The sequence below is a fragment of the Bacteroidota bacterium genome (assembly GCA_025059945.1).
Taxonomy (GTDB): Bacteria; Bacteroidota; Rhodothermia; order JANXDC01; family JANXDC01; genus JANXDC01.
The window spans coordinates 177250-196313 of the sequence record JANXDC010000012.1; the positions used below are offsets into that span (position 1 = coordinate 177250).

Sequence of the window (19064 nt, forward strand, 5' to 3'; positions counted from 1 at the left end):
TGCTCAATCCGCCCACTGCACCCGGTTTCCCCCCGTGGCCTGGGCTGCGTCCAGCGCCGCTCGAGCCCGGACGAAAAGCTGCTCTGCTCCCATCCCTTCTTGAGCTGGGGCGAGGCCGATGCTTAAGGTAAAGCCCTGATCCCGGATGTCCCCTCCTGCCTGCTGCAGCTTATGGAGCAGTTGTCGCGCCCACAAGGCAACCTCTCCGAGCTCGGGGGCGGTCCAAACGGCGCCGAGCTCGTATTCGCCCATCCAACCCCAGGCCAGGGCGGGTAGGCCTTCACCGCCTACCGTACGCGCCAGCTGATGCATCAGCGCGCTAAGTTCGTTTCGGGAGCGGTGCACGCGCAGAGCCTCCAGCTCATCGGGCCGAAGCAGCAGCACCCCTCTTGGGGAGTCCGCAACGTTGAGTTGGGCTCGGGCGATAGCCAAGAGCGCCTCGCGCGTAAAGAGCTTCGTGGAGGGATCCATTTCCTTTGCCAGCAGCCCCCGATCGCGCTCCCCGCCTCGCCTTGCGACGGCGAGCATGAGGCCTGCGGTATGAGCCAGTTCCTCGAGCAGAAAGCGTCGTACGGGGATGAAATACTCCGGAAGTGGGTGGTAGGCTGCCAGCGCCCCCCAGATGCGGCCTGCCAGCATAAGGGGAGCGGCGAAGAGGCTGCCGGTTCGCACGGGGGGCTCTTGACGTCGCAATAGCAAACCGCCAAACTGCGCCAAATCGGGCTCGTAGCGGCTTTTGCCCTTCTTCAGAACCTCACCCAGCAGAGAAGCGGGGCTGATCTCCAGGCCAAGTGGCCACAGGGGGCGTTCGGCTCGGTGGCGCACTAGGTACGCCCCTGCATCTTGCACCGCCAACAAAACCGCTGCGCAGCCGGTTAGGTCTTGCGCCGCGCGCAGCAGCTCCTCCCAGAGCGCGTGTGTTTCTGTGCAGGCTATCAAGGCCCGTTGGGCGTTCTGCAGGGCACCCCAAGCCTTCTCTTGGTGCTTCAGCTCGAAGTAATCGCTATAGACCTGTAATAAGCTGCGGAGTACCTCCTGGTTGTGAGCCAAGAATCGGCTCTGAATCGGGCCCAGGGTCAAGCGCTGTCGGCTATCGAGCACAAGTAGGGCCACGGGCTCGGGTTTATCAAAAAGCACCGGTAGCAAGAGCACGCTGCGAATGCCCTCGGAGTGGGAGGTCGAGGGTACATAATAGTACAGGGCGGCTTCATCGAGTTCCTGGCTCACCTGTAACACCTGGGCTTGGCTTTTATGGCGGTAGCGGTCCAGAAAGACGCTCGACCAGGAGACGCGCTCACCGAGCATAAAATGCCGACTAGCCGTCACATAGGCCTCGAGCACAAACTGCTCTTTAGCTGGGTTAATCCAGTACAGAAGCGCCGAGTGCCCCTGGAAGAACTCCAGCAGCATCTCAAGCCACCCCCCCAGTAAGCGGGCAAACGGCCCCAGTTCGGGGTCGGTGTGGCGAAACCAGCTCGTGCGCGGATCCGCCGATTCGGCGCGAACCGCCGGACTCTGAAAGGACTCCGTCGCAGGCATGCTGGATGGGGGTCGCTCCGAAGACGCCGGCTCTTGCGATCCAGGATTTTCCTGCGAGGGTTCGACTTCAGACTTCTCTACGGGCCTGGAGACGGGCTTAGGAGGCAACAGAATGTCTTCGTCTAAGGTCTGCGTGCGCGACACTACGCTCGCGGCTACCCGAGGGGTGCTAAGGGCGCGCTCAATACGACGCTGTCGAAAATGCGCCCACCACAGGCTGGCCGCCAGCATGGTCGTGACCCCCCCGATTACCCAAAACCAGAAAAACGAGTACGCAACCGCCAGGATGAGCGTAACTAGGGCTAGGAGGGTGAAGAAGAGGCGGTTCATTTGATTTGAAGTTCAAACTGCGCACTTTGATAATCTACCTCCCGATTTGGACGAAAGTCAAGAAATATGCACTCATCTGCGGATCCAGGTTCACCGAGCGACAGTAAACTTGCGGGTCTGCGTAAATGGCCCGCTCAGAAGCTGACAGAAATACGCGCCGGCGGGCAGCCGAACCACGGACAGCCGCAGCTCTTGCCAACCGGGGGGAACCGCCCCGTCAAGGGGGCGCATAAGCTCCCGACCCGTAACGTCGAAAAGCCGCAGCACGACGTGGCCCCCCAGCGTATGGAAGCGGATCACCAGCTCCTGATCGGCCGGGTTGGGCCAGGGGGGATCAAGCCGAAAGCCCTGAATCTGCTCCGGATCCTCAACGCCAGTAGCCGCGCCGGTCAGCAGGGGCAAAGCCTCAAAACGCCCCAGGAGGATTCGCTCCAGTAACTCGGGCCTAAGCCCGAACCAGTCGCCTAGCAGGGTGCTATAGACCTGCCGAAAGTCGATATGATAGAATAGGTTCCCTGTGTTATCCAGTCTGCGCAGATCCGGACGTGGCCCCAGAATGCCTCCGCGCACAGGGCGGCCCACCAGAAACATCGGGGCGGCTGTGCCGTGATCGGTGCCGGCGCTGCCGTTCTCGCGCGGCCTGCGACCGAACTCCGAAAACGTCATAAGCAGCACGCGATCAGCCAGCCCCAAGGCGCGAAGATCCTCGTAGAAAGCCCGGATGGCTGCGGCCAGGGTGCGCAGAAGCCCGGTGTGCGTGTTGGCCTGAGCGGCGTGTGTATCGTATCCCCCCTGCTGGACTAAATACAGACGCGTGCCGAGGCCTCCGGCGATGAGCCGGGCTACGATCGCCAGCGATCGGGCCAAGGCGCTGGAGTCATAGCTGGAGCGGTTTTGGGCTCGATCGGCGGCGCGTTTGATCACGCTTGCGTACTGATAGGTGCCCGCATAGAGGGTGTACAAAAACTCCAGCTCTCTTCCAGCAGGGGTATCGGGCGTTGCGGGGCGGACGATTGAGCCCTCCCCGACAATCTGGTAGAACTCATCTGGACTGGAGAGAGAAGTCACCATCTCGCCGTTTGGCCCATGAAAGGCCAACGAAGCCCCGGCCCCGATCTGGATGGCCAAGGGCTCCGAGGGCAACACCTGGGGGAAATCGGGATACTCCTGGCCCAGATACCGACCTAGCCAGCCCGTCTGCAGAACCGTGTTGCCGTCGGATCCCGTTAGCCAAATGTCCGTGCTGCGAAAGTGCGACAGGTTGGGATTGGGGTAGCCCACAGACTGCACTATGGCCAGGTCTCCTTCGTCCCAGATGGCCCGCAGCGGTTCCAGGGCCGAATGAAAGCCCAAGCCAGAGCCTAGGGGCAGGACTTGATTGCGCCGTATCGCCAGCGTAGGGCGCATTTGGTAGTATAGATCGTCCTCATAGGGCACGATCGTATTGAGCCCGTCGTTGCCCCCATTGAGCTGCACCAGCACGAGCACCCGGTCTGTGTCCAACAGGCCCAAAGCGGCCAGCAGCGGATGATATCGGAACGCGAATACGGGGAGATCACCGAAGGCGATGGGCAGCGCGATAGCCCCTGCGCCGGCTTTTCGAAGAAACGTGCGTCGATCCATGGAAGACCCCCTTCTAGGTGAGCTGGTATTCGGGTTGACGCAGCAGATACTTCACCAGGCCCTGAAGGCGCAATTCAGCGCCTGGCTTATCAAGCCCCCACTCATAGGCGGGGATCCCCTGCAAGAGTACCTCCAGAAGCATTCTCAATCGATCTACGGAAGGAGCTAGACCCCAGAGCCAGCCGACCAGTTCACGCACCAGCGTTTCGGCATCCTGGGGTTGGCTGATCTGGGTTCGAACCAGCCGCAACAGGTCAGCCCGGGCCGACAGGCGCGTCCCTCGCAGCGTGCGGCCGTCGATGAGGCCATCTGTGGCGCGCCAGCGAATCGGCAGCGTCGTGGTGCTGATCCAGGAGCGGTATCCCGGCCATCCGGCCACGTCGGGCGGATCGAGCAGATCTTGTCCGGCCTGCCGACAGGCATCATAAAGAAAGGCTTCAACGCCTGCGGGCAGCTCAAGAGCGCGCGCCGCCCCGACTATGGCCTCCACGGGGCTTTTGATCTGCGCCCCCATGACGGCCTCCTCGAAGAAATGGGCGCTGCTTAAGAGCGCGCGCAGCACAGGCCGCAGCTCGTACTGGTGCGCTCGCATGATCTGGGCTAGGCCCTCGACGATGTCCTCGTTGGGGGTCACGTAGACGAAGTGCCGATAGAGCTTTCGGCAGAGAAAGCGCGCCGTAACGGGCTGTTCGAAGATGATCTCCACGATATCGTCGGCCGTCCACGGTCCGGTCCGGCCCAAGAAGGTCTTCGTGCCCGCATCAAATCGCTGGGGGTTCAGACGACCCTCAAGCCCATCGATATACCAGCCTGTAAAGGCGCGCGCGGCCTCTACGACGTCCTGCTCCGTGTAGTGGCCTATGCCCATGGTGAAAAGCTCCAAGAGCTCGCGCGCGTAGTTCTCGTTGGGGTTGCCCGCCCGGCTCTGAACGCCATCCAGGTATATGAGCATAGCCGGGGTCTTGCCCACGGCCTTGGTGAGTTCCTTGACATTGCCCAGCGCCTGCCGCCGAAATAGATCCAACAGCCCATATAGGTAGTGCGGGATCTGCACCTTGGAAGCCTCGACGACGAAGTGGTTGGCCCAAAACAACACCATGCGCTCTCGGATGTTCAGCCCCTGCTGGCGCATCTGGGTGATCCACCAGGCGCGCAATTCGCCAAGCCAGGTGCGCCATTGAGCCTGAATGGCCTGGACCTCTTGCTGGCTCAGCCCCCGAAGGCTCTGCGGGGGCTCAAGAGCCCACGATCCCGGGGGGTTGGGCATAGGCGAGGGCGCTAACAGGGCGTCCACAAGGGCCGTGATGCCATGTGTGCGCCCGTACTCGTAGGCCCATAGGATTTCGGAACGTCGGGGACCTATCCCGACGCGACGCAACAGGTGGGCCGCCCGTTCCCAATTCCAAGGCCGGCTAGAATCGGGGACATAGGGCTCAAGCCCCCCTGCGGTCTGCAGCGGAGCCGGGGGCTCCCAGGTCACCAAGGCGGCCCGAACCTTCGGATCTTCGGCGACGCGCTCCGCAGGCTCCTGCATTGAAGCGGCAAGCAACGCTTCCGGCGTGGGCATACACAACACCTCCTCCTCCAGGGGAGCACGCGCATTAGGCGACAAAGAGGGCTTCGCGGTTTAATAGCCCCCTTCAGAGAGGCCTCACGGTTCAGCCCAGCGCAAGGTGATGGCGCCTAGAGAAGCTTCGATTTCAAGACGCAGCATCCCTCTAGCCCGTTCGGGGGCGTGTATCCAGATCGAGCCCTGTTGAACGAATCCGGGGGGAAGATGCAAGCGTTGCAGAAAATGAGGCGAGGTCCGCAGTTCAACACGCCGATCCCGGGGAAGCTGAAGCGTCAGGCTCCCCATGCCCGCCTGAATGCGCAGTTCGACCTCCTCCGGCAAGGCCCCGGACAGATCCAACTCCAGGCTTCCCATCCCCACCTCCACGCGATACCGACGGGCCCGTGCGTTGCCCAGGGCGTGCCCCTTCAGATCCGATACCCCCAAGCGCAGGGACACTAGGTCGCACTCCATGGGATTGGGCTCGGAAAACCGCAGCACAAGGGCGCTCGCGCCGGACTCTATTTGCAGGTTTTTGATCGCTAGCCCCCCTAGCTCCAGGTTCGCTTGGGCTGCGGCCAAGGATAGCTCCAGATCCGTAGGCAACCCTCTTGGCAGGCTCAGACGCCACGTCGCCTTTGCGGGACGCAACAGATCGCGCAGGCCCAGGTGGATACCCTCACGCCCACGTTCGTCCTCAAGTCCCACCCAAAGCTTGCCCACCCCGTCGACAAGGCGGTACTGCACGCGGGGCTGCAGCGAAAGGTGCTCCAACAGCACGTCGCCCGAGAAGACCTCTTGTCCCGAGCCGGGGGCGATCCAGACCCGTCCCAGGGCGATCTCCAGACGCGCCTCAAGGGCGCGCTCCGATCCGCGGGGGATGCGCTCCCCAAAGCGCCGCGGAGGCTGCGCCTTGAGTTCAACGGCAAGCCCCCAACTTAGGCTCAAGCTCGCCAGAAGAATCGCTGCGCGACGCACATACGCTCTTACGTGCACCGGCAAGACCAAGTTGCGGGCTACGGGAAGAGTTGGTCCCAATGGGCGCGCAGGTACCGATACAACAACTCCCGGGCTCGAAAGATATGCGCCTTGACCGTCCCCAGGGGCAGCTCCAGCTGACGGGCGATCTCCTCGTAAGAGAGCTCCTGCTGATGGCGCATAATGATGACCTGCCGGTACTTCGGAGGAAGCCGTTCGATGGCCTCTTGAATGATGCGGCGTCGCTCCTCCTCCCATAGCACCCGGTCTGGCCGGTGATCGGGATCCGCGAACTCCAGCTCGCGCTCCCCGTTTGGGTCCGAACCCTGAAGGGAGCTCAAAGGAAGCTTTTTGCGGCGCAGGTAATCGATGGCGTGATTGGTGGCGATGCGGTATAGCCACGTAGAGAAGGCGAAGTTCTGTCGAAAAGCGCTCAGGGACTGGAAGGCTTTGATGAAGACCTCCTGCACCAGGTCTTCGAGCTCCGCGCGATCGCGCACCAGCCTATAGATATGATGGGCAATCGCCCCCCGGTATTTGCGCATCAACTGCTCGTAGGCCTCCTGATGGCCTGCGAGCGCTTCAGTGATCCAACGTTCATCCTCAAGCCGAGAAGAGGAGGGCTGCTGTTCTTCGTGCACGACCACCCCAAGGCGAGCCCGACGTTGCGGTCGGGAAAACTTCAGAGCCTCTTCAACAACTGCCGCGCGATCACCAGGCGCTGGATCTCGCTTGTGCCCTCTCCGATCGTGCAAAGCTTCGCATCGCGGTAATGTTTTTCGACGGGAAAGTCCTTTACGTACCCGTAGCCACCCAAGATCTGCACGGCCTCATTGGCCACACGTACGGCCACCTCGCTGGCATATAATTTAGCCATGGAGGACTCTAACGTGGTCTTATGGCCGCGATCTTTAAGAGCGGCCGCTTTCATCGTAAGCAGCCAGGCGGCTTCGATCTCCGTGGCCATGTCGGCCAGCTTAAACTGAATGGCTTGAAACTCATAAAGGGGCCTTCCGAACTGGCGACGCTGCAGGGCGTAGCGGAAAGCGGCCTCGAAGGCCCCCTGCGCGATCCCGAGCGAGAGGGCAGCGATCGAGATGCGCCCTCCATCCAAGACCTCCATGGCCTGCCGAAAGCCCTCGCCCACGGGGCCTATGCGCTGGGCATCCGGGATGCGACAGTTGTCAAACAACAGCTCCCCTGTTTCGGAGGAGCGCATGCCGAGCTTGTCCTCCTTTTTGCCCGCTCGGAAGCCGGGCGTACCCTTTTCGACGATGAAAGCCGTGATTCCGCCCTCCTCTCCCTGAGGGCCGCCGGTTGCACGCGCCATCACCACAGACACTTGTCCGACGTGCGCGTGCGTGATGAAGGTCTTGGAGCCGTTGAGCACCCAGGCCTCGCCATCCCAGAGGGCTGTGGTGCGCAGGGCGGCCGCATCGGAGCCGGAGTTGGGTTCGGTAAGCCCCCAAGCACCAAGCCACTGACCAGAGGCCAACTTGGGCAGGTAGCGCCGTTTCTGCTCCTCGGAGCCAAATTGCAGAATGTGCCCCGTGCACAGGGAGTTGTGCGCGGCCATCGAGAGCGCAACCGATCCGTCGATCCGGGCTAGCTCCAGGATAGCCACTACGTATTCGTGGTAGCTCAGCCCCGCTCCGCCGTATTCAGTCGGCACAAGCACGCCCAGTAGGCCCAGCTCGCCCAGCTCTTGAAACAGCTCATGGGGGAAGCGCTGCGTCTCGTCATAGGTGCGGATCATGGGGCGCACGCGCTCTTCGGCGAAGCGGCGCACCATGTCCCGAATCATACGCTGGTTCTCTGTCAGCTCCAGCTGCAGTCCCGTTGTGGCTAGCTCCAGTTGTGTCATCTCGTCACTCCCACCTCAAAAGCTCACAAGTGACGTTACCCTGTAGCCCGACAGCCGCTCGCGGCCGCGTAGATCAGCGAGCTCCACCAAAAAGCAGCAGCCCACCACATACCCTCCCATCTTTTCCACTAACGCCACCGTGGCGGCGGCCGTTCCGCCCGTAGCGATCACATCGTCGTGCACCAGCACCCGCTCCCCTGGCAGGATGGCGTCAGCATGGATTTCTATGGCATCCGTGCCATATTCCAAGGCGTACTCGACCGCAACGGTCTCAGCGGGCAGCTTGCCTCGCTTTCGGGCCATCACGAATCCGGCTCCAAAGCGATAAGCCAAAACAGAGCCGTAAACAAAACCGCGCGATTCGATGGAGACCACCTTATCGACGCGTTCGGATTGCCAGAGTTCGTACAGGGCGTCGGCTACGGCCCGAAACAGGGGCCCTTGTTTTAGCACGGTCGTGATGTCCTTGAACTGAATCCCCGGCTTAGGGAAGTCGGGGACGTTGCGGATCTCCGCCCGCAGCTGTTCGGCAAGGGTCATATGGGGTACCTCCCGGGTCAAAACCAGAATCGCAAGCCCAGATTCAAGCCGGCCCTTGGGAAGCCCGCCCGATACAGGTCGTATTCCGCAACAAACTCGGCCGTAGGCGAAACGGGTACAGATAGGCCCGCATACAGCCACAGCGGCACACGGTTGGCCGTCTCCAGTAGCTCCACGTTCGCCTCTAGACCGGCCCACAGCCAAAGGGGGCGCAGGTTCGCCTGGGCGCGTAAAAAGGCCTCCAAGGCCGGACGTTCGTAATAGTGCGCCCCGCCCCCTGCGCTCAGCGCTCCGCGCGCGCCTTCGAGCAAGCGCACCTTGGCTTGCGCGCCCACGTACGGATTTCCGCCTGTGGGCATACCCCAACGCACTCCCAGCTCCAGCCCCTGAGCTAGCCCCAGATCGGCGCGCAGAAAAAGCCACAGGCGCAGCTTCTGGAGCTGAAGCCGGCTTACGCTAGTCAGCGTAGCTTGCCCTGTGGGTAGCACAGCCGCCGGGCCGTGCACGTCGGCCTGCGCTTGCATGGCGCTTAAAAGTGCTACGCAAAACAGCCCAAATCGCAACCCGCCTCCCATAGCGACCGCAAGGTACGGCGCGCCCGCAGGCGCCGTCAAACCTGGTCTTTAGGGCCAGCCCTCAAGTTCGGCCGCCACCTCGGCCAGGCTCCCGACGAAGGCCCCGTGCGCTATTGCCCACAGGGTGCTCCGCTCGAAAACCTCTCCCCATCCGGGATAGTCCAACGGGTCGTAGAGCACGTTGTGCCATAGGCTTACGGCCACGCCGCCCGCGGAGCGCGTGATCTCATAGAGGCGCAAGGTCGACTCCAGGGCCTCTTGCGCGGACAGCTTGCGGTAGTCGAAGAGCGTGCTGTCCATTAGGAGCAGAGGGAACTCCCAGAGGGGCAAGATGCGGTTTGCGGGCACGTCGAAGATCCGAAACGGGGTGGCGCAGGCCCGGCGAAAGCCCTCCCGCTCGGCAAATCCCAACGTCGCATCCCAGGCGAAGCCCAGAGCGACCTGAATGCGAAACGTTTCCGGCAGCGCAAGGCGCAGAAAATGCTGCCGCACCGCGCGCAGCTCGGCCCGAGGCTCGCTCCGCTGCAGGAGGCGCAGCAGCCGATCGCGTTCCTGGCGCATGTAATCGGCCCGGTCGTGGGCACGGTAGCTGGGATGCAGGCCTACCTCGAAACCCTCCCGCAATAGACCGGCTATGAGGCCTTTGAGGTATCTAGAGCGGTGCGAATAGCCGACATCCCGCTTGTCGCGGGCGCCCGTTTTAAAAAAATACGTCGCCCGAACCCCCCAAGAGCGCTCCAGCGCCCATATGCGCTCTAAAGATTCCCGCATCACATCGCCGGCCCGCAGCCAATCGCGCAAAAACGCCCTTAAGCGCCCTATGCGGTCTGACCATCGCAGTCGGCGCCGGTTCTGCAGGAAATGCCAGATCAGCTCCCTGTAGATCATTCCGGGGCGCCATTTGCGCAAGTAGTCGATATCGTGGCTGAGCACAAGGGCCCATCCGCACCCCCGCCAACGAAGGCCCGGCGCAGAGAGACCAACCGAGTCAAGCCAGCTTCCCAGAAGCCGAGCGTATTCGTTGACCAGGGGGCGCTCGACCCATCCCATGCGGGCCTGCAAACTGGCCCGGTACGGAAAGCGGCCGTGCTGATCACGCTCCGGGCTTGCGTACTCCTGCCATCCGGAGACCCAGAAGAAGGCCGAAGCGATGAGATCCAACTCCGTATACCAGACCTCGCCCGCAAGCCGCGCCACAGGAAGGCCGAAGAGGACCGGAACGCGCTCCCAGTAGCAGAGCCACTCCGTCGGATAAGGCGCAAGGCGTTCAAAGTAGGCCCACGTCTCAGGCCGAGCTCGGATGCAGAGCCCAGCCTCCCAGTCCGGCTCCTCTGGACCGTAATAGAGCCCGCGTCGGCCCTGATCAGGGCGGGCGCGCACGGGGCGAAGGCCTAAGGGCAAGAGCAGGGCCTCTAGGCCCAGCAACGCCTTGGGCTCGAAGGCAGCCGGCACGTCCAAATGCACGGGCAAGCTCGCCCAGGTAGTGGGCATCAGAGCACCTTGGGGTTCACCTCGACCAGGCGTCCGTCCACAAGCGCCACCGTACGGGCCGGAAAGCGGCGCACCATCGTGTAATCGTGCGTGGCCATGAACACCGTGACCCCGCGTTTGTGGATGTTCGCCAGAATGCGCATGATGTCTTCGGAGACATGGGGGTCTAGGTTTCCCGTGGGCTCGTCGGCCAGCAAGATCTCCGGATCATGCGCTAGGGCTCGGGCTATGGCCACGCGCTGTTGTTCGCCGCCTGAGAGCTCATGGGGCATCCGGTGCCGCTTGTGCGAAAGCCCCACCATGGCCAGCAGCCCGAGTACGCGCTCCCGCATCTGGCGGCCCGATCGGCCCGTCACGTAGAAGGGGAAGGCCACGTTCTCGAAAACCGAGCGGTCCGGGAGCAGCTGGAAGTCCTGAAAAACGATCCCCATTCGGCGCCTTAGATAGGGGATCTGCCTAGGGCGGATCGTATCGGATCGGAACGGGCCCACCTGCACAAGCCCGGCCATGGGCTTGAGGTCCATGTAAAGCAGCTTAAGCAGGGTGGATTTGCCAGATCCGGTGGGCCCGATGAGATAGCAAAACTCGCCCCGCTCCAGCCGCAGGGAAACGTCCTGCAGCACGGGCCTGCCCTCATAGCCGGCCCGCACCCGGTCCAATACGATGATCGGAGCTGCGCTCATGGGGTTCGGCGTGCTACGTACAAGAGCCGTTCCGCATCGGGCCCAGGAGAGCTGTGGGTAAACTCCTCCCACCTCTCCAGCAGCGTGAGCTCTGGCAGCCGTCCCAGCACGGCATCGATCTCATCTTGCGTATAGGCCCGTTCTAGGTGCTCCTCGACCCACCAAGAGCCCTCATAATAGATCTCAAAGCGCGTCCGATGCAGCCGCTTCTCCGATTCGAACGTGTTTAGGCGCCGATACGTGAAATCCGGGTTCTGCACCACTTCATCCAGCTCATGCGCATGACGTCGGGAATTCTCCGGTGTGCTGACGTCGAAAAGCAACACCCCGCCGGGCCACAGGCAGCGTGCCATGTTGCGCAGCGCGCGGGCGAGCTCCTCGGTCGTAAGCAGGTAGTTGAGCCCATCGTGCAGCATCAGCGCGACATCGGCCTTCGGAAGCGCACGCCCGCTGAGCTTGCGCACGTCGGCTTGAACCCATCGAACCTGCGATCCCCAAACCTGTGCCTTGGCCCGCGCCACGCTCAGCATGGCCGCCGAGGCGTCCACCCCCCAGACTTCATAACCGTAGGCTTCCAAAGCCAAGGCGAGGGAGCCTGTGCCGCATCCAAACTCAACAAGACGTCTTGCCTCCGGCGCGTACCGTTCCAGTATACCGACTATATACGCGGCCCAGAGTTCATACGGCACACCCCGCATGACGTAGTCGTAAACGTGGGCTAAAACGGTATACGGGCCAACCGGATTCACGATGAGGGCGATGTCAAGGCAGCCTGTCGGCGCCGGATGAGCTCCAAAGCTAAGTGCAGGGCCGCATGAAGGCTATCGGGGCGCGCCAGGCCCTTACCCGCGATATCGAAGGCCGTTCCGTGATCGGGGGAGGTGCGGATGATCGGCAGCCCGGCCGTGTAGTTGACCCCCTCGTAGAAGGCCAGGATCTTAAAAGGGATCTGGGCTTGATCATGATACATGGCCAACACGGCGTCATAGCGCCGGTAGGCGGCGGTGGCGAAAAACCCATCGGCCGGAAAAGGTCCGAAGGCCAATATGCCTCGCTGTCGGGCCTCCTCAAGGGCTGGGGCGATCACCTCTAGCTCCTCTTGGCCCAGAAGGCCTCCGTCGCCCGCATGGGGGTTGAGCGCAAGCACAGCGATCTTCGGACGCGCGATCCCCCAGTCGCGACGCAAGCTTTGATCCAGGAGCTCCAGCCGATCCAGGATGCGGGCCGCGGAGATCTCCTCGGGCACGCGGCGCAGGGGTGCGTGCACGCTCACCATGGCCATGCGTAGCTGGCGCCAGACCATGAGCATCAGATAGCGCTCCACGCCCAGCTTTTCGGCCAAATACTCGGTGTGCCCGGGATAGCCGTAGCCTGCTTGGTGAATGGCCTCCTTGGAGATGGGGGCCGTAACCAAGGCCGCGCAATGCCCCTCTTGGCAGGCCCGAAGGGCCTGTTCCAGAGCGCGCATGGCGGCGCGCCCGGCCTCTGCGGATACACGTCCGGGCTCGGGCTTCGGGGAGAGGTCCTCTAACACATCCCAGACCAAAAGCGCGCCGCTTGAGTCGGCCTCCTCAAAACTCCGGATGCGGCGGATGCTGATGTCCTCCATGCCCAATAGCACAGCGTAGAAGCGCAACACCGCTTCGGAGCCGAACACGATCGGGGTGTAGAACTGATAATGCCGGGGATCGGTCAGAACCTTGAGGATGACCTCAGGGCCTATGCCGTTATAATCCCCCAGGGTGATGGCCAGGCGAGGTTTTTCGGGCATACGGGTGCGCGTCCAACTAGGGCCGCCGGCTTAACGGCGCAGCTCGAAGTCCCCAACCGAGGAGGTGGCCACGAAAACGAACTCCAGGCCCCGATCCGGATAGTACCAGATCTCTTCGGCCGGCCTTCCAGGAGGGTAGCGGCGCTCTATGCGAGCTGGCGGTCCATAGGTAATATAAATTCGGCCCCGGTCCGATCGCCACCCAGGTGTCCGAGGGGTGCTAAAGCGATCCTGCGCCTCTTGAACGCGCCGATAAAATTCGACCATGAGCTCGTTATAGGCTGTCTCAGGGCTGGGGTCGCGTTCACGCCAAAAGGCCAGAAAGCGCTCCCAGCGATCCGGGCCACGGGCGCGGCGGATGGAACGCCACAGCTCCTCAGAGGCGATGTAGCGTAAGACCTCTACGGAGAGCTCCGGATCCCAAAGCACAGCGGGCATGTCGAGCCAATAGGGCCGAAGGATCCAAGACCGGACCTCAGCGCGTCCCGTCTGCGGATCGCGCCAGCGCAGCTGGACTCGATACGTCGTGTTGAGCTCAAGCTTCTCCCCCTCCAGATCGGCCTCCAGAGCCCAGCTGTCTGGGACAGACTCCAGATGAGCCACCCCTAACGAGTCCACGCGCCAGGCCCCCGGTCGTGGGCGAAGAAGGAGGCTGCGCTCCAACAGGCCTACGGTATCGCGCGCGCGGGCCAGTCGGAATAGCTGGACCTGCACCCCCTCCTGGGGCAAGGGACCGCGCAGCGTCCACAGGGCCCGCACCGAACGGGCGAAGGGCACCTCGGCTGACCCCAAAAGGAGCAGCGTGCGCGCCTCCGGGTCAGGGCCCGGCTCCGCCCATAGCGGGGAGCTTATGGAGGGGTGCGCCTCCACGGAGGCCTGGAGGGCTCCGCCTTGGCCCGAGATGGGATCGCGCCAGCGCATCAAGACGCTGTATCGGCCCGGCGCAAAGCGGCCCAGCAGGCGAAAGCCCATGGCGAAGCGCCCCGCATCTTGGGTTTCGGCGTACGTAGAGGCCCACAGAAGCTGCGTCCAGGAAAGCTCTAGCAGAGCCGGACGCACCGCGGCGCGCCTTGCTGAAGCCGGCCCGTCCGAGGCCATGGCGCGGGCAGAGGAGCCGTCCCAAGGCGCGCGCACAGGCTCCGGAAGAGACGCTGGGCCCATGCGCACCTCTAGACGCAGCTCCAGCTCTGCGCGGTAGCGGCCGTCGGCTTGTCGCAGAAACGGAAGCCCCCGATACGGAATGCGCCAGCCTACCCCCAAGGCGACCGAGTCCGAACCTACAGGCCAGCTCCAGGGGGTGAGCCAGCCCCGCTCAAGGGGAACGGGCATCGGGCGCTCCTGCGCCCGCGCAAAACCGACCCAACACAAGGCCAAAAGGCTTATCCACGTTCGGCGTCGCATGGGCGTCGGTATGTATGACGAGGCCACCGCGCCGTGGTTACCGCCCAGGCTTACGACTGGCCCAGATCACCTGAGGCCGGTTGCGGCTCAAAGAGCGCAAAGGTCTCCAGCAGGCGCTGGCGCGTCGCCTCCCAAGAGAGGAGGCTTCTGCCCCCGGCCGCGTTCCGATGCCCTCCGCCTCCGAAGAGCTTCGCCCACTCGTTTACGGGATAAGTAGTCTTGGAGCGGAAGCTGAGCCGGATGTAGTCCGGATGCTCAACCATGAGCACCGTGGCCTCCACGCCCCGCAGGGACAGTCCGTAGTTCACGAAGCCCTCAATATCTGCGTAATCGGCCCCCGTTTCCTCCAACATCCAGCGCCGCACAGCTAGAAGCGAAAACCTACCGCCCTTGTGCACTTCGACGCTTCCGAGCACATGGCCTAGCAGACGCAACGTCTCCGGCCGCTGCTGATCGAAGATGCGCTCGTGGATCGCAGCCGGCCTGCAGCCCCGTCGCAGAAGCTCGGCCGCGATTTCGTGCACGCGCGGGGTTACGGAATCGTATCGAAAGGAACCTGTATCGGTCATAAGGCCTGTATACAAGGCGGTAGCACAAGCCTGATCGATGCGATCCGGATCCCAGGCCTCTAACACATCAAAGACGAGTTCGCACGTGGCCGCGGCCTCAGACCGGATGTAGGCGGCCTGGAAGAAGGGCTCCGGATCCAGGTGATGATCGATCACCACCTTGCCGGCGGGGCTCGTCCGCACGGGCTCGGCTAGCTCCTCCAGCCTGTGAAGCGCGTTGACGTCCAAGACCACAATCAGGTCGGCCTCGCGGACGGCCATCTGCTCCTCTGGCTCGCCCCTGTAACGCTCCAACGGGAAAAACGCTCCCAACCAGGATAGGTTCGGAGGGGGATCGTCGCAGTTTAGAATGCGCACGTGCTTTCCCAGGGAACGCAGAAACAGGGCCAGCCCCACCTCCGAGCCCAGCGCGTCGCCATCGGGCCGCACGTGGGTGGTAAGCAGCAGGCTGCGGGCCTGCTCCAAAAGAGCGCGCACCCGCCGAAGGGCTTCATCGGGCATAAGTGGGACCGTCCCCTCGGACCCCTTTACGCGGGCCGGCGCATGGCATCTCGTATGGCCTTGAACTCGGAGCCCGGCTTCCAGTTGGGCCACTGAGCCGAATTCGCCAGACGCCAGCCGAGTTCAAAGTAGAGCTGCAGATCCTCTACGGCTCCACTCAGATCCCAGGCGGGATCGAACTCGTCTTGCGGCCTGTGGTAGCGTTCGGCCGTGTAGCGGGCCCGCACTTCACGGCCGTAGCCCTCGGGCTTGCCCACGTACGCCTCCCCGCCTTCGGCGTAGAAGGCGGGCACGCCCTTTTTGGCGAAGCTGAAGTGATCGGAGCGGTAGTAAAAGCCCTTCTCCGGCTCGGGGTCCGGGCGCACCTGGCGGCCTTGCTTTTGGACGATGGGCAGGGCCATGTCCTCTAGCTCGTTTTGCCCGTATCCGATCACCACAAGGTCGCGCGTACGGCCGTAGACGTTCATGCCGTCTAGATTCAGCACGGCCACGGTTTGGGCCAGGGGATAGAGGGGGTTTTCCGCGTAGTACGCCGAGCCCAGGAGGCCCTGTTCCTCGGCGGTCACGGCCAAAAAGAGCACCGTGCGCTCCGGGCGGTGTCGCAGTCGGGCGAAGGCGCGGGCCAGCTCCAGAAGGCCCGCGGTTCCGGAGGCGTTGTCCACGGCCCCGTTGAAGATCTGGTCTCCTTGCAGGGTCGTATCGCGCCCCAGGTGATCCCAGTGGGCCACGTACAGCACGTATTCCTCGGGCCGCTTAGAGCCGGTGAGCTTGGCGATCACGTTCCGGCTGCGTACGCGCTCGATGCGGGTGCGCACTTGGCCTGTGAAGCGAACACCTCCCAGCGAAACAGGCCTAAAATCGGGGCTCTGGGCCTGGCTTTTGAGCGCGTCTAGATCCAAGCCGGCTAAGCGGAACAGCTCCCGGGCCTTTTCCCAGGTGATCCACCCTTCAAGCGGCACCCGGCTTGCGTTGCCATCTGGGCTTTCCAGGTTGAACTGGGGCCCGGTCCAAGAGTTGCGCACCGTAGCCCAGGGGTAGCCGGCTGGGCCCTCCTCGTGGATGATGAAGCAGGCGGCCGCACCTTGCCGGGAGGCCTCCTCGAACTTGTAGGTCCAGCGGCCGTAGTAAGTCATAGCCTTGCCGCGGAAGCGGCTGCTGTCAGCCGTTTCGTAATCCGGGTCGTTGATGAGCACGAGCACAACCTTGCCGCGCACATCTGTCTTGTAGTCGTTCCAGCCGACCTCGGGGGCGTTTACGCCATAGCCTACGAAGACGACCTCGGCGTTCTCCAGGCGCACGCTGTCGCGCACTTGTCGGGTGTTGACGACGACCTCATCGGCGTAGGCCAAATCCAATCGGCGTCCGCCGCGGACGAAACGCACAAGAGCCGAGCCCGGATCCGTGGTAATCGCCACCAGGGGCACCTCCTGCACGTAGGTGCCGTTCGGATTGCCGGGCTCCAGGCCCAAACGACGGAAGACCGACTCCACGTACCGGACCGTGAGCGTTTCGCCCCGCGTTCCGGGGCGTCGGCCTTCAAAGGCGTCGCTAGAGAGCACCTGAATATGACGGGCCAACGTGTCGGCGGAAAAGCCGGCCAGCACGCCTTCAAGGTCCGCCTCCCGGCTAGGCCCGCAACCCAGGACTAGCCCGAGCGGCGCCCCGAGCAAGCAAATCCATACAAAGCCCCTCATGGTACCTCCCGCTTAGCGCAATACTAGTCCAGTGTCCTCGAAAAACCCCTGCACGAGCTCGAGCACCCCCGAAGGCCAAAGCCCCAGCAGAAGCACAAGGGCCGCGGCTAGGGCTAGGGCCGCTGGAGCCAGGCGCCCGAAGCCCGGGGCCGACTGTGCCTCCTCCGGGCGCCACAAGAGCACCAGCACCCGAAGATAGTAGTAGGCCGAGATCATGCTGGTGATCACCCCCACAAGCGCCAGCCAGGTTTTTTGGGCCTGCACGGCGGCGGCGAAAACGGCGTACTTGGCCATAAATCCAGCCGTTGGGGGAAGGCCCACCAGGCTCAGCAGAAACACGGCCAAAAGCCCGCTCAGAAAAGGATGCCGATATCCCATGCCCGCAAGCTCTCGCAGCGGAAGCTGTCGGCCCAGCTGGCGCTCCCATAGGGCGACCACCCCAAAGGCCCCCCCCGCGGCCCCCGCGTAGGCCAAGAGGTAAAAGAGCACCCCGGCGTAACCGGCCGCGTTGGCCGCGGCCAGGCCCACTAAGGCATAGCCTACGTGGGCGATGCTTGAGTAGGCAAGCAGGCGTTTTAACTCCTCTTGCACGAGCGCCGCGCCATTGCCCACGACCAGGGTGAGGGCCGCTACGGCGGCTACGAGATTGGACCATTGCGCCGAGACCACGCCTAACCCATGCCCCAGGACGAGCAGTAGCACGCTCATGGCGGCCGCCTTGGAGGCCGCCGCCATAAAGCCCGATATGGGCGTGGGCGCGCCCTGGTAGGCGTCCGGGGTCCAGAGGTGAAACGGGGCGGCGGCGATCTTAAAGAGCAACCCTACGAGCAGGAGCCCTACGCCAACCCAGAAGAGCGGCGTATTCGGAATGCGGGCCGGTATCAGATCCAGACGCGTGGTCCCCGTGGTGCCGTACAGGAGCGCGATGCCGTAGAGCAGAAATCCTGTGGCGAAGGCGCCCAGAAGAAAGTACTTCATGGCCGCCTCGTTGGCTTTCGCGTCCTCACGCGCCAGGCCCGTAAGCACGTACAGGGCTATGGACATGGTCTCCAGGCCCAAGAAGGTGAGCACAAGATCATTGGCGGAGGCCATGACCATCATCCCCACAAGCGCGAAAAGCAATAGCGCGTAGACCTCTCCGTGGGCGTGCCCGATTTTGGGCAGATAGCTCCGCGAAAGCAGCACGGTCAGGGCTCCCCCTAGCAGAAAGATCCCGCTCGCGTAGGCCGCATATCCCCCCACGCGCAGAAGCCCACCGAAAAGCGTGCGCCCCTCTTGGAGCCGATTGGCCTCCAAAAAAGCGGCACCAAGCAGCACCAGCAGGGCGATCCAGGACAAGGCGGGGCTATCCTGCCGCAGACCGTCCCACAGGAGGATCAACAGCCCCCCTAGAGCGAGCAGGATCATGGGCATGAGGGCTACGGTATCGGGTCCGATGGCGCTCATAGGGCCTAGACCCAAGCAAACCGGTTGATCTCGCGCGCCAGAGCCACGTCGCGCTCCGTGATGCGGTTGCCCGCCTCGTGCGTGCACAGCTGCAGGCGCACCGTGGCGTAGACGTTGTAGATCTCCGGATGATGGCCCAACCGCTCGGCGGCGAACCCGACGCGGATAAGAAACGAAAGGGCTTCTGGAAAACTGCGAAAGCGAAATTCCCGCACCAGCCGATCGCCCTCTATGGACCAGCCCGGCAACTGGCTTAAGGCAGCCTCTAACTCGGCACCCTCTAAGGGACGCGCCATCCCGTCCTCCGCGTTAGTACCAGCGCAGCCAATAATATCGCACATATAAGTAGACTGTAGAAACCAGCACGGTGCCGATCATGATCGGAAAACCGTACTTGAAGAACTCCACGAACGTGATTTTATGACGGGCCCGTTCGGCCAGCCCCACCACGATCACGTTCGCAGAGGCCCCGATATAGGTGCCGTTGCCCCCCAGGCAGGCGCCCAG

At 63.2% G+C, this 19064-nt stretch carries 18 protein-coding genes; all 18 read right to left on the reverse strand.

What is annotated here, in order from left to right; all coding sequences use genetic code 11:
• Window positions 1-3 precede the first annotated feature (3 nt).
• On the reverse strand, window positions 4-1869 hold the full coding sequence (locus NZ993_07780) for a GAF domain-containing protein (protein MCS7155689.1): 1866 nt from the start codon (window positions 1867-1869) through the stop codon (window positions 4-6).
• 90 nt (window positions 1870-1959) lie between these two features.
• Window positions 1960-3492, reverse strand: coding sequence for a DUF1501 domain-containing protein (locus NZ993_07785; GenBank protein MCS7155690.1), 1533 nt, complete (start codon window positions 3490-3492; stop codon window positions 1960-1962).
• 13 nt (window positions 3493-3505) lie between these two features.
• Complete coding sequence (locus NZ993_07790; GenBank protein ID MCS7155691.1) at window positions 3506-5059, reverse strand: DUF1800 domain-containing protein; 1554 nt, start codon at window positions 5057-5059, stop codon at window positions 3506-3508.
• 84 nt (window positions 5060-5143) lie between these two features.
• Window positions 5144-6022, reverse strand: a complete 879-nt coding sequence (locus tag NZ993_07795) for a hypothetical protein (GenBank protein MCS7155692.1) — start codon at window positions 6020-6022, stop codon at window positions 5144-5146.
• A gap of 38 nt (window positions 6023-6060) precedes the next feature.
• On the reverse strand, window positions 6061-6663 hold the full coding sequence (locus tag NZ993_07800; GenBank protein MCS7155693.1) for a sigma-70 family RNA polymerase sigma factor: 603 nt from the start codon (window positions 6661-6663) through the stop codon (window positions 6061-6063).
• Window positions 6664-6704: 41 nt separating this feature from the next.
• Entirely contained in the window at window positions 6705-7856 is a 1152-nt protein-coding gene (locus tag NZ993_07805; protein ID MCS7155694.1) for an acyl-CoA dehydrogenase family protein, read from the reverse strand.
• A gap of 45 nt (window positions 7857-7901) precedes the next feature.
• Entirely contained in the window at window positions 7902-8426 is a 525-nt protein-coding gene (locus tag NZ993_07810; protein MCS7155695.1) for an adenine phosphoribosyltransferase, read from the reverse strand.
• A 17-nt stretch (window positions 8427-8443) separates the two neighbouring features.
• Window positions 8444-8950 (reverse strand): hypothetical protein, encoded by a 507-nt coding sequence (locus NZ993_07815; protein MCS7155696.1) that lies wholly within the window; start codon window positions 8948-8950, stop codon window positions 8444-8446.
• Between the two features lie 99 nt (window positions 8951-9049).
• Window positions 9050-10492: a polysaccharide deacetylase family protein gene (locus NZ993_07820; protein ID MCS7155697.1), complete on the reverse strand. Its 1443-nt coding sequence runs from the start codon at window positions 10490-10492 to the stop codon at window positions 9050-9052.
• Entirely contained in the window at window positions 10492-11175 is a 684-nt protein-coding gene (gene ftsE / locus NZ993_07825; protein ID MCS7155698.1) for a cell division ATP-binding protein FtsE, read from the reverse strand. The genes NZ993_07820 and ftsE overlap by 1 nt, the downstream gene beginning before the upstream one ends.
• A complete protein-coding gene (locus NZ993_07830) occupies window positions 11172-11924 on the reverse strand; it encodes a class I SAM-dependent methyltransferase (protein MCS7155699.1) in 753 nt (250 codons plus the stop codon). Before NZ993_07830 ends, ftsE begins: the two co-directional genes overlap by 4 nt.
• A complete protein-coding gene (gene pdxA / locus NZ993_07835) occupies window positions 11921-12946 on the reverse strand; it encodes a 4-hydroxythreonine-4-phosphate dehydrogenase PdxA (protein MCS7155700.1) in 1026 nt (341 codons plus the stop codon). The genes NZ993_07830 and pdxA overlap by 4 nt, the downstream gene beginning before the upstream one ends.
• 30 nt (window positions 12947-12976) lie before the next feature.
• Window positions 12977-14275 carry a GWxTD domain-containing protein gene (locus NZ993_07840; protein ID MCS7155701.1) on the reverse strand — a complete coding sequence of 433 codons (1299 nt, stop codon included), beginning with the start codon at window positions 14273-14275 and terminating at the stop codon, window positions 12977-12979.
• A 122-nt stretch (window positions 14276-14397) separates the two neighbouring features.
• Window positions 14398-15417 (reverse strand): bifunctional oligoribonuclease/PAP phosphatase NrnA, encoded by a 1020-nt coding sequence (locus NZ993_07845; GenBank protein ID MCS7155702.1) that lies wholly within the window; start codon window positions 15415-15417, stop codon window positions 14398-14400.
• A 26-nt stretch (window positions 15418-15443) separates the two neighbouring features.
• Complete coding sequence (locus NZ993_07850) at window positions 15444-17111, reverse strand: M28 family metallopeptidase (GenBank protein MCS7155703.1); 1668 nt, start codon at window positions 17109-17111, stop codon at window positions 15444-15446.
• Window positions 17112-17123: 12 nt separating this feature from the next.
• A complete protein-coding gene (locus NZ993_07855; protein ID MCS7155704.1) occupies window positions 17124-18557 on the reverse strand; it encodes an NADH-quinone oxidoreductase subunit N in 1434 nt (477 codons plus the stop codon).
• A gap of 5 nt (window positions 18558-18562) precedes the next feature.
• The gene (locus NZ993_07860) at window positions 18563-18853 is read right to left on the reverse strand and encodes a 4a-hydroxytetrahydrobiopterin dehydratase (protein ID MCS7155705.1); all 291 of its coding nucleotides are present in this window, start codon (window positions 18851-18853) and stop codon (window positions 18563-18565) included.
• Window positions 18854-18866: 13 nt separating this feature from the next.
• Window positions 18867-19064 (reverse strand): hypothetical protein (locus NZ993_07865; protein MCS7155706.1); only part of this gene is annotated, 198 nt, incomplete at its 5' end.

What these genes read in the sequence shown, in the direction of transcription:
- NZ993_07860 (MCS7155705.1), bottom strand. Translation starts at nt 18,853, where the DNA reads ATGGCGCGTCCCTTAGAGGGTGCCGAGTTAGAGGCTGCCTTAAGCCAG.
- NZ993_07790 (MCS7155691.1), bottom strand. Translation starts at nt 5,059, where the DNA reads ATGCCCACGCCGGAAGCGTTGCTTGCCGCTTCAATGCAGGAGCCTGCG.
- NZ993_07820 (MCS7155697.1), bottom strand. Translation starts at nt 10,492, where the DNA reads ATGCCCACTACCTGGGCGAGCTTGCCCGTGCATTTGGACGTGCCGGCT.
- NZ993_07785 (MCS7155690.1), bottom strand. Translation starts at nt 3,492, where the DNA reads ATGGATCGACGCACGTTTCTTCGAAAAGCCGGCGCAGGGGCTATCGCG.
- NZ993_07840 (MCS7155701.1), bottom strand. Translation starts at nt 14,275, where the DNA reads ATGCCCGTTCCCCTTGAGCGGGGCTGGCTCACCCCCTGGAGCTGGCCT.
- ftsE (MCS7155698.1), bottom strand. Translation starts at nt 11,175, where the DNA reads ATGAGCGCAGCTCCGATCATCGTATTGGACCGGGTGCGGGCCGGCTAT.
- NZ993_07810 (MCS7155695.1), bottom strand. Translation starts at nt 8,426, where the DNA reads ATGACCCTTGCCGAACAGCTGCGGGCGGAGATCCGCAACGTCCCCGAC.
- NZ993_07780 (MCS7155689.1), bottom strand. Translation starts at nt 1,869, where the DNA reads ATGAACCGCCTCTTCTTCACCCTCCTAGCCCTAGTTACGCTCATCCTG.
- pdxA (MCS7155700.1), bottom strand. Translation starts at nt 12,946, where the DNA reads ATGCCCGAAAAACCTCGCCTGGCCATCACCCTGGGGGATTATAACGGC.
- NZ993_07815 (MCS7155696.1), bottom strand. Translation starts at nt 8,950, where the DNA reads ATGCAAGCGCAGGCCGACGTGCACGGCCCGGCGGCTGTGCTACCCACA.
- NZ993_07845 (MCS7155702.1), bottom strand. Translation starts at nt 15,417, where the DNA reads ATGCCCGATGAAGCCCTTCGGCGGGTGCGCGCTCTTTTGGAGCAGGCC.
- NZ993_07850 (MCS7155703.1), bottom strand. Translation starts at nt 17,111, where the DNA reads ATGAGGGGCTTTGTATGGATTTGCTTGCTCGGGGCGCCGCTCGGGCTA.
- NZ993_07855 (MCS7155704.1), bottom strand. Translation starts at nt 18,557, where the DNA reads ATGAGCGCCATCGGACCCGATACCGTAGCCCTCATGCCCATGATCCTG.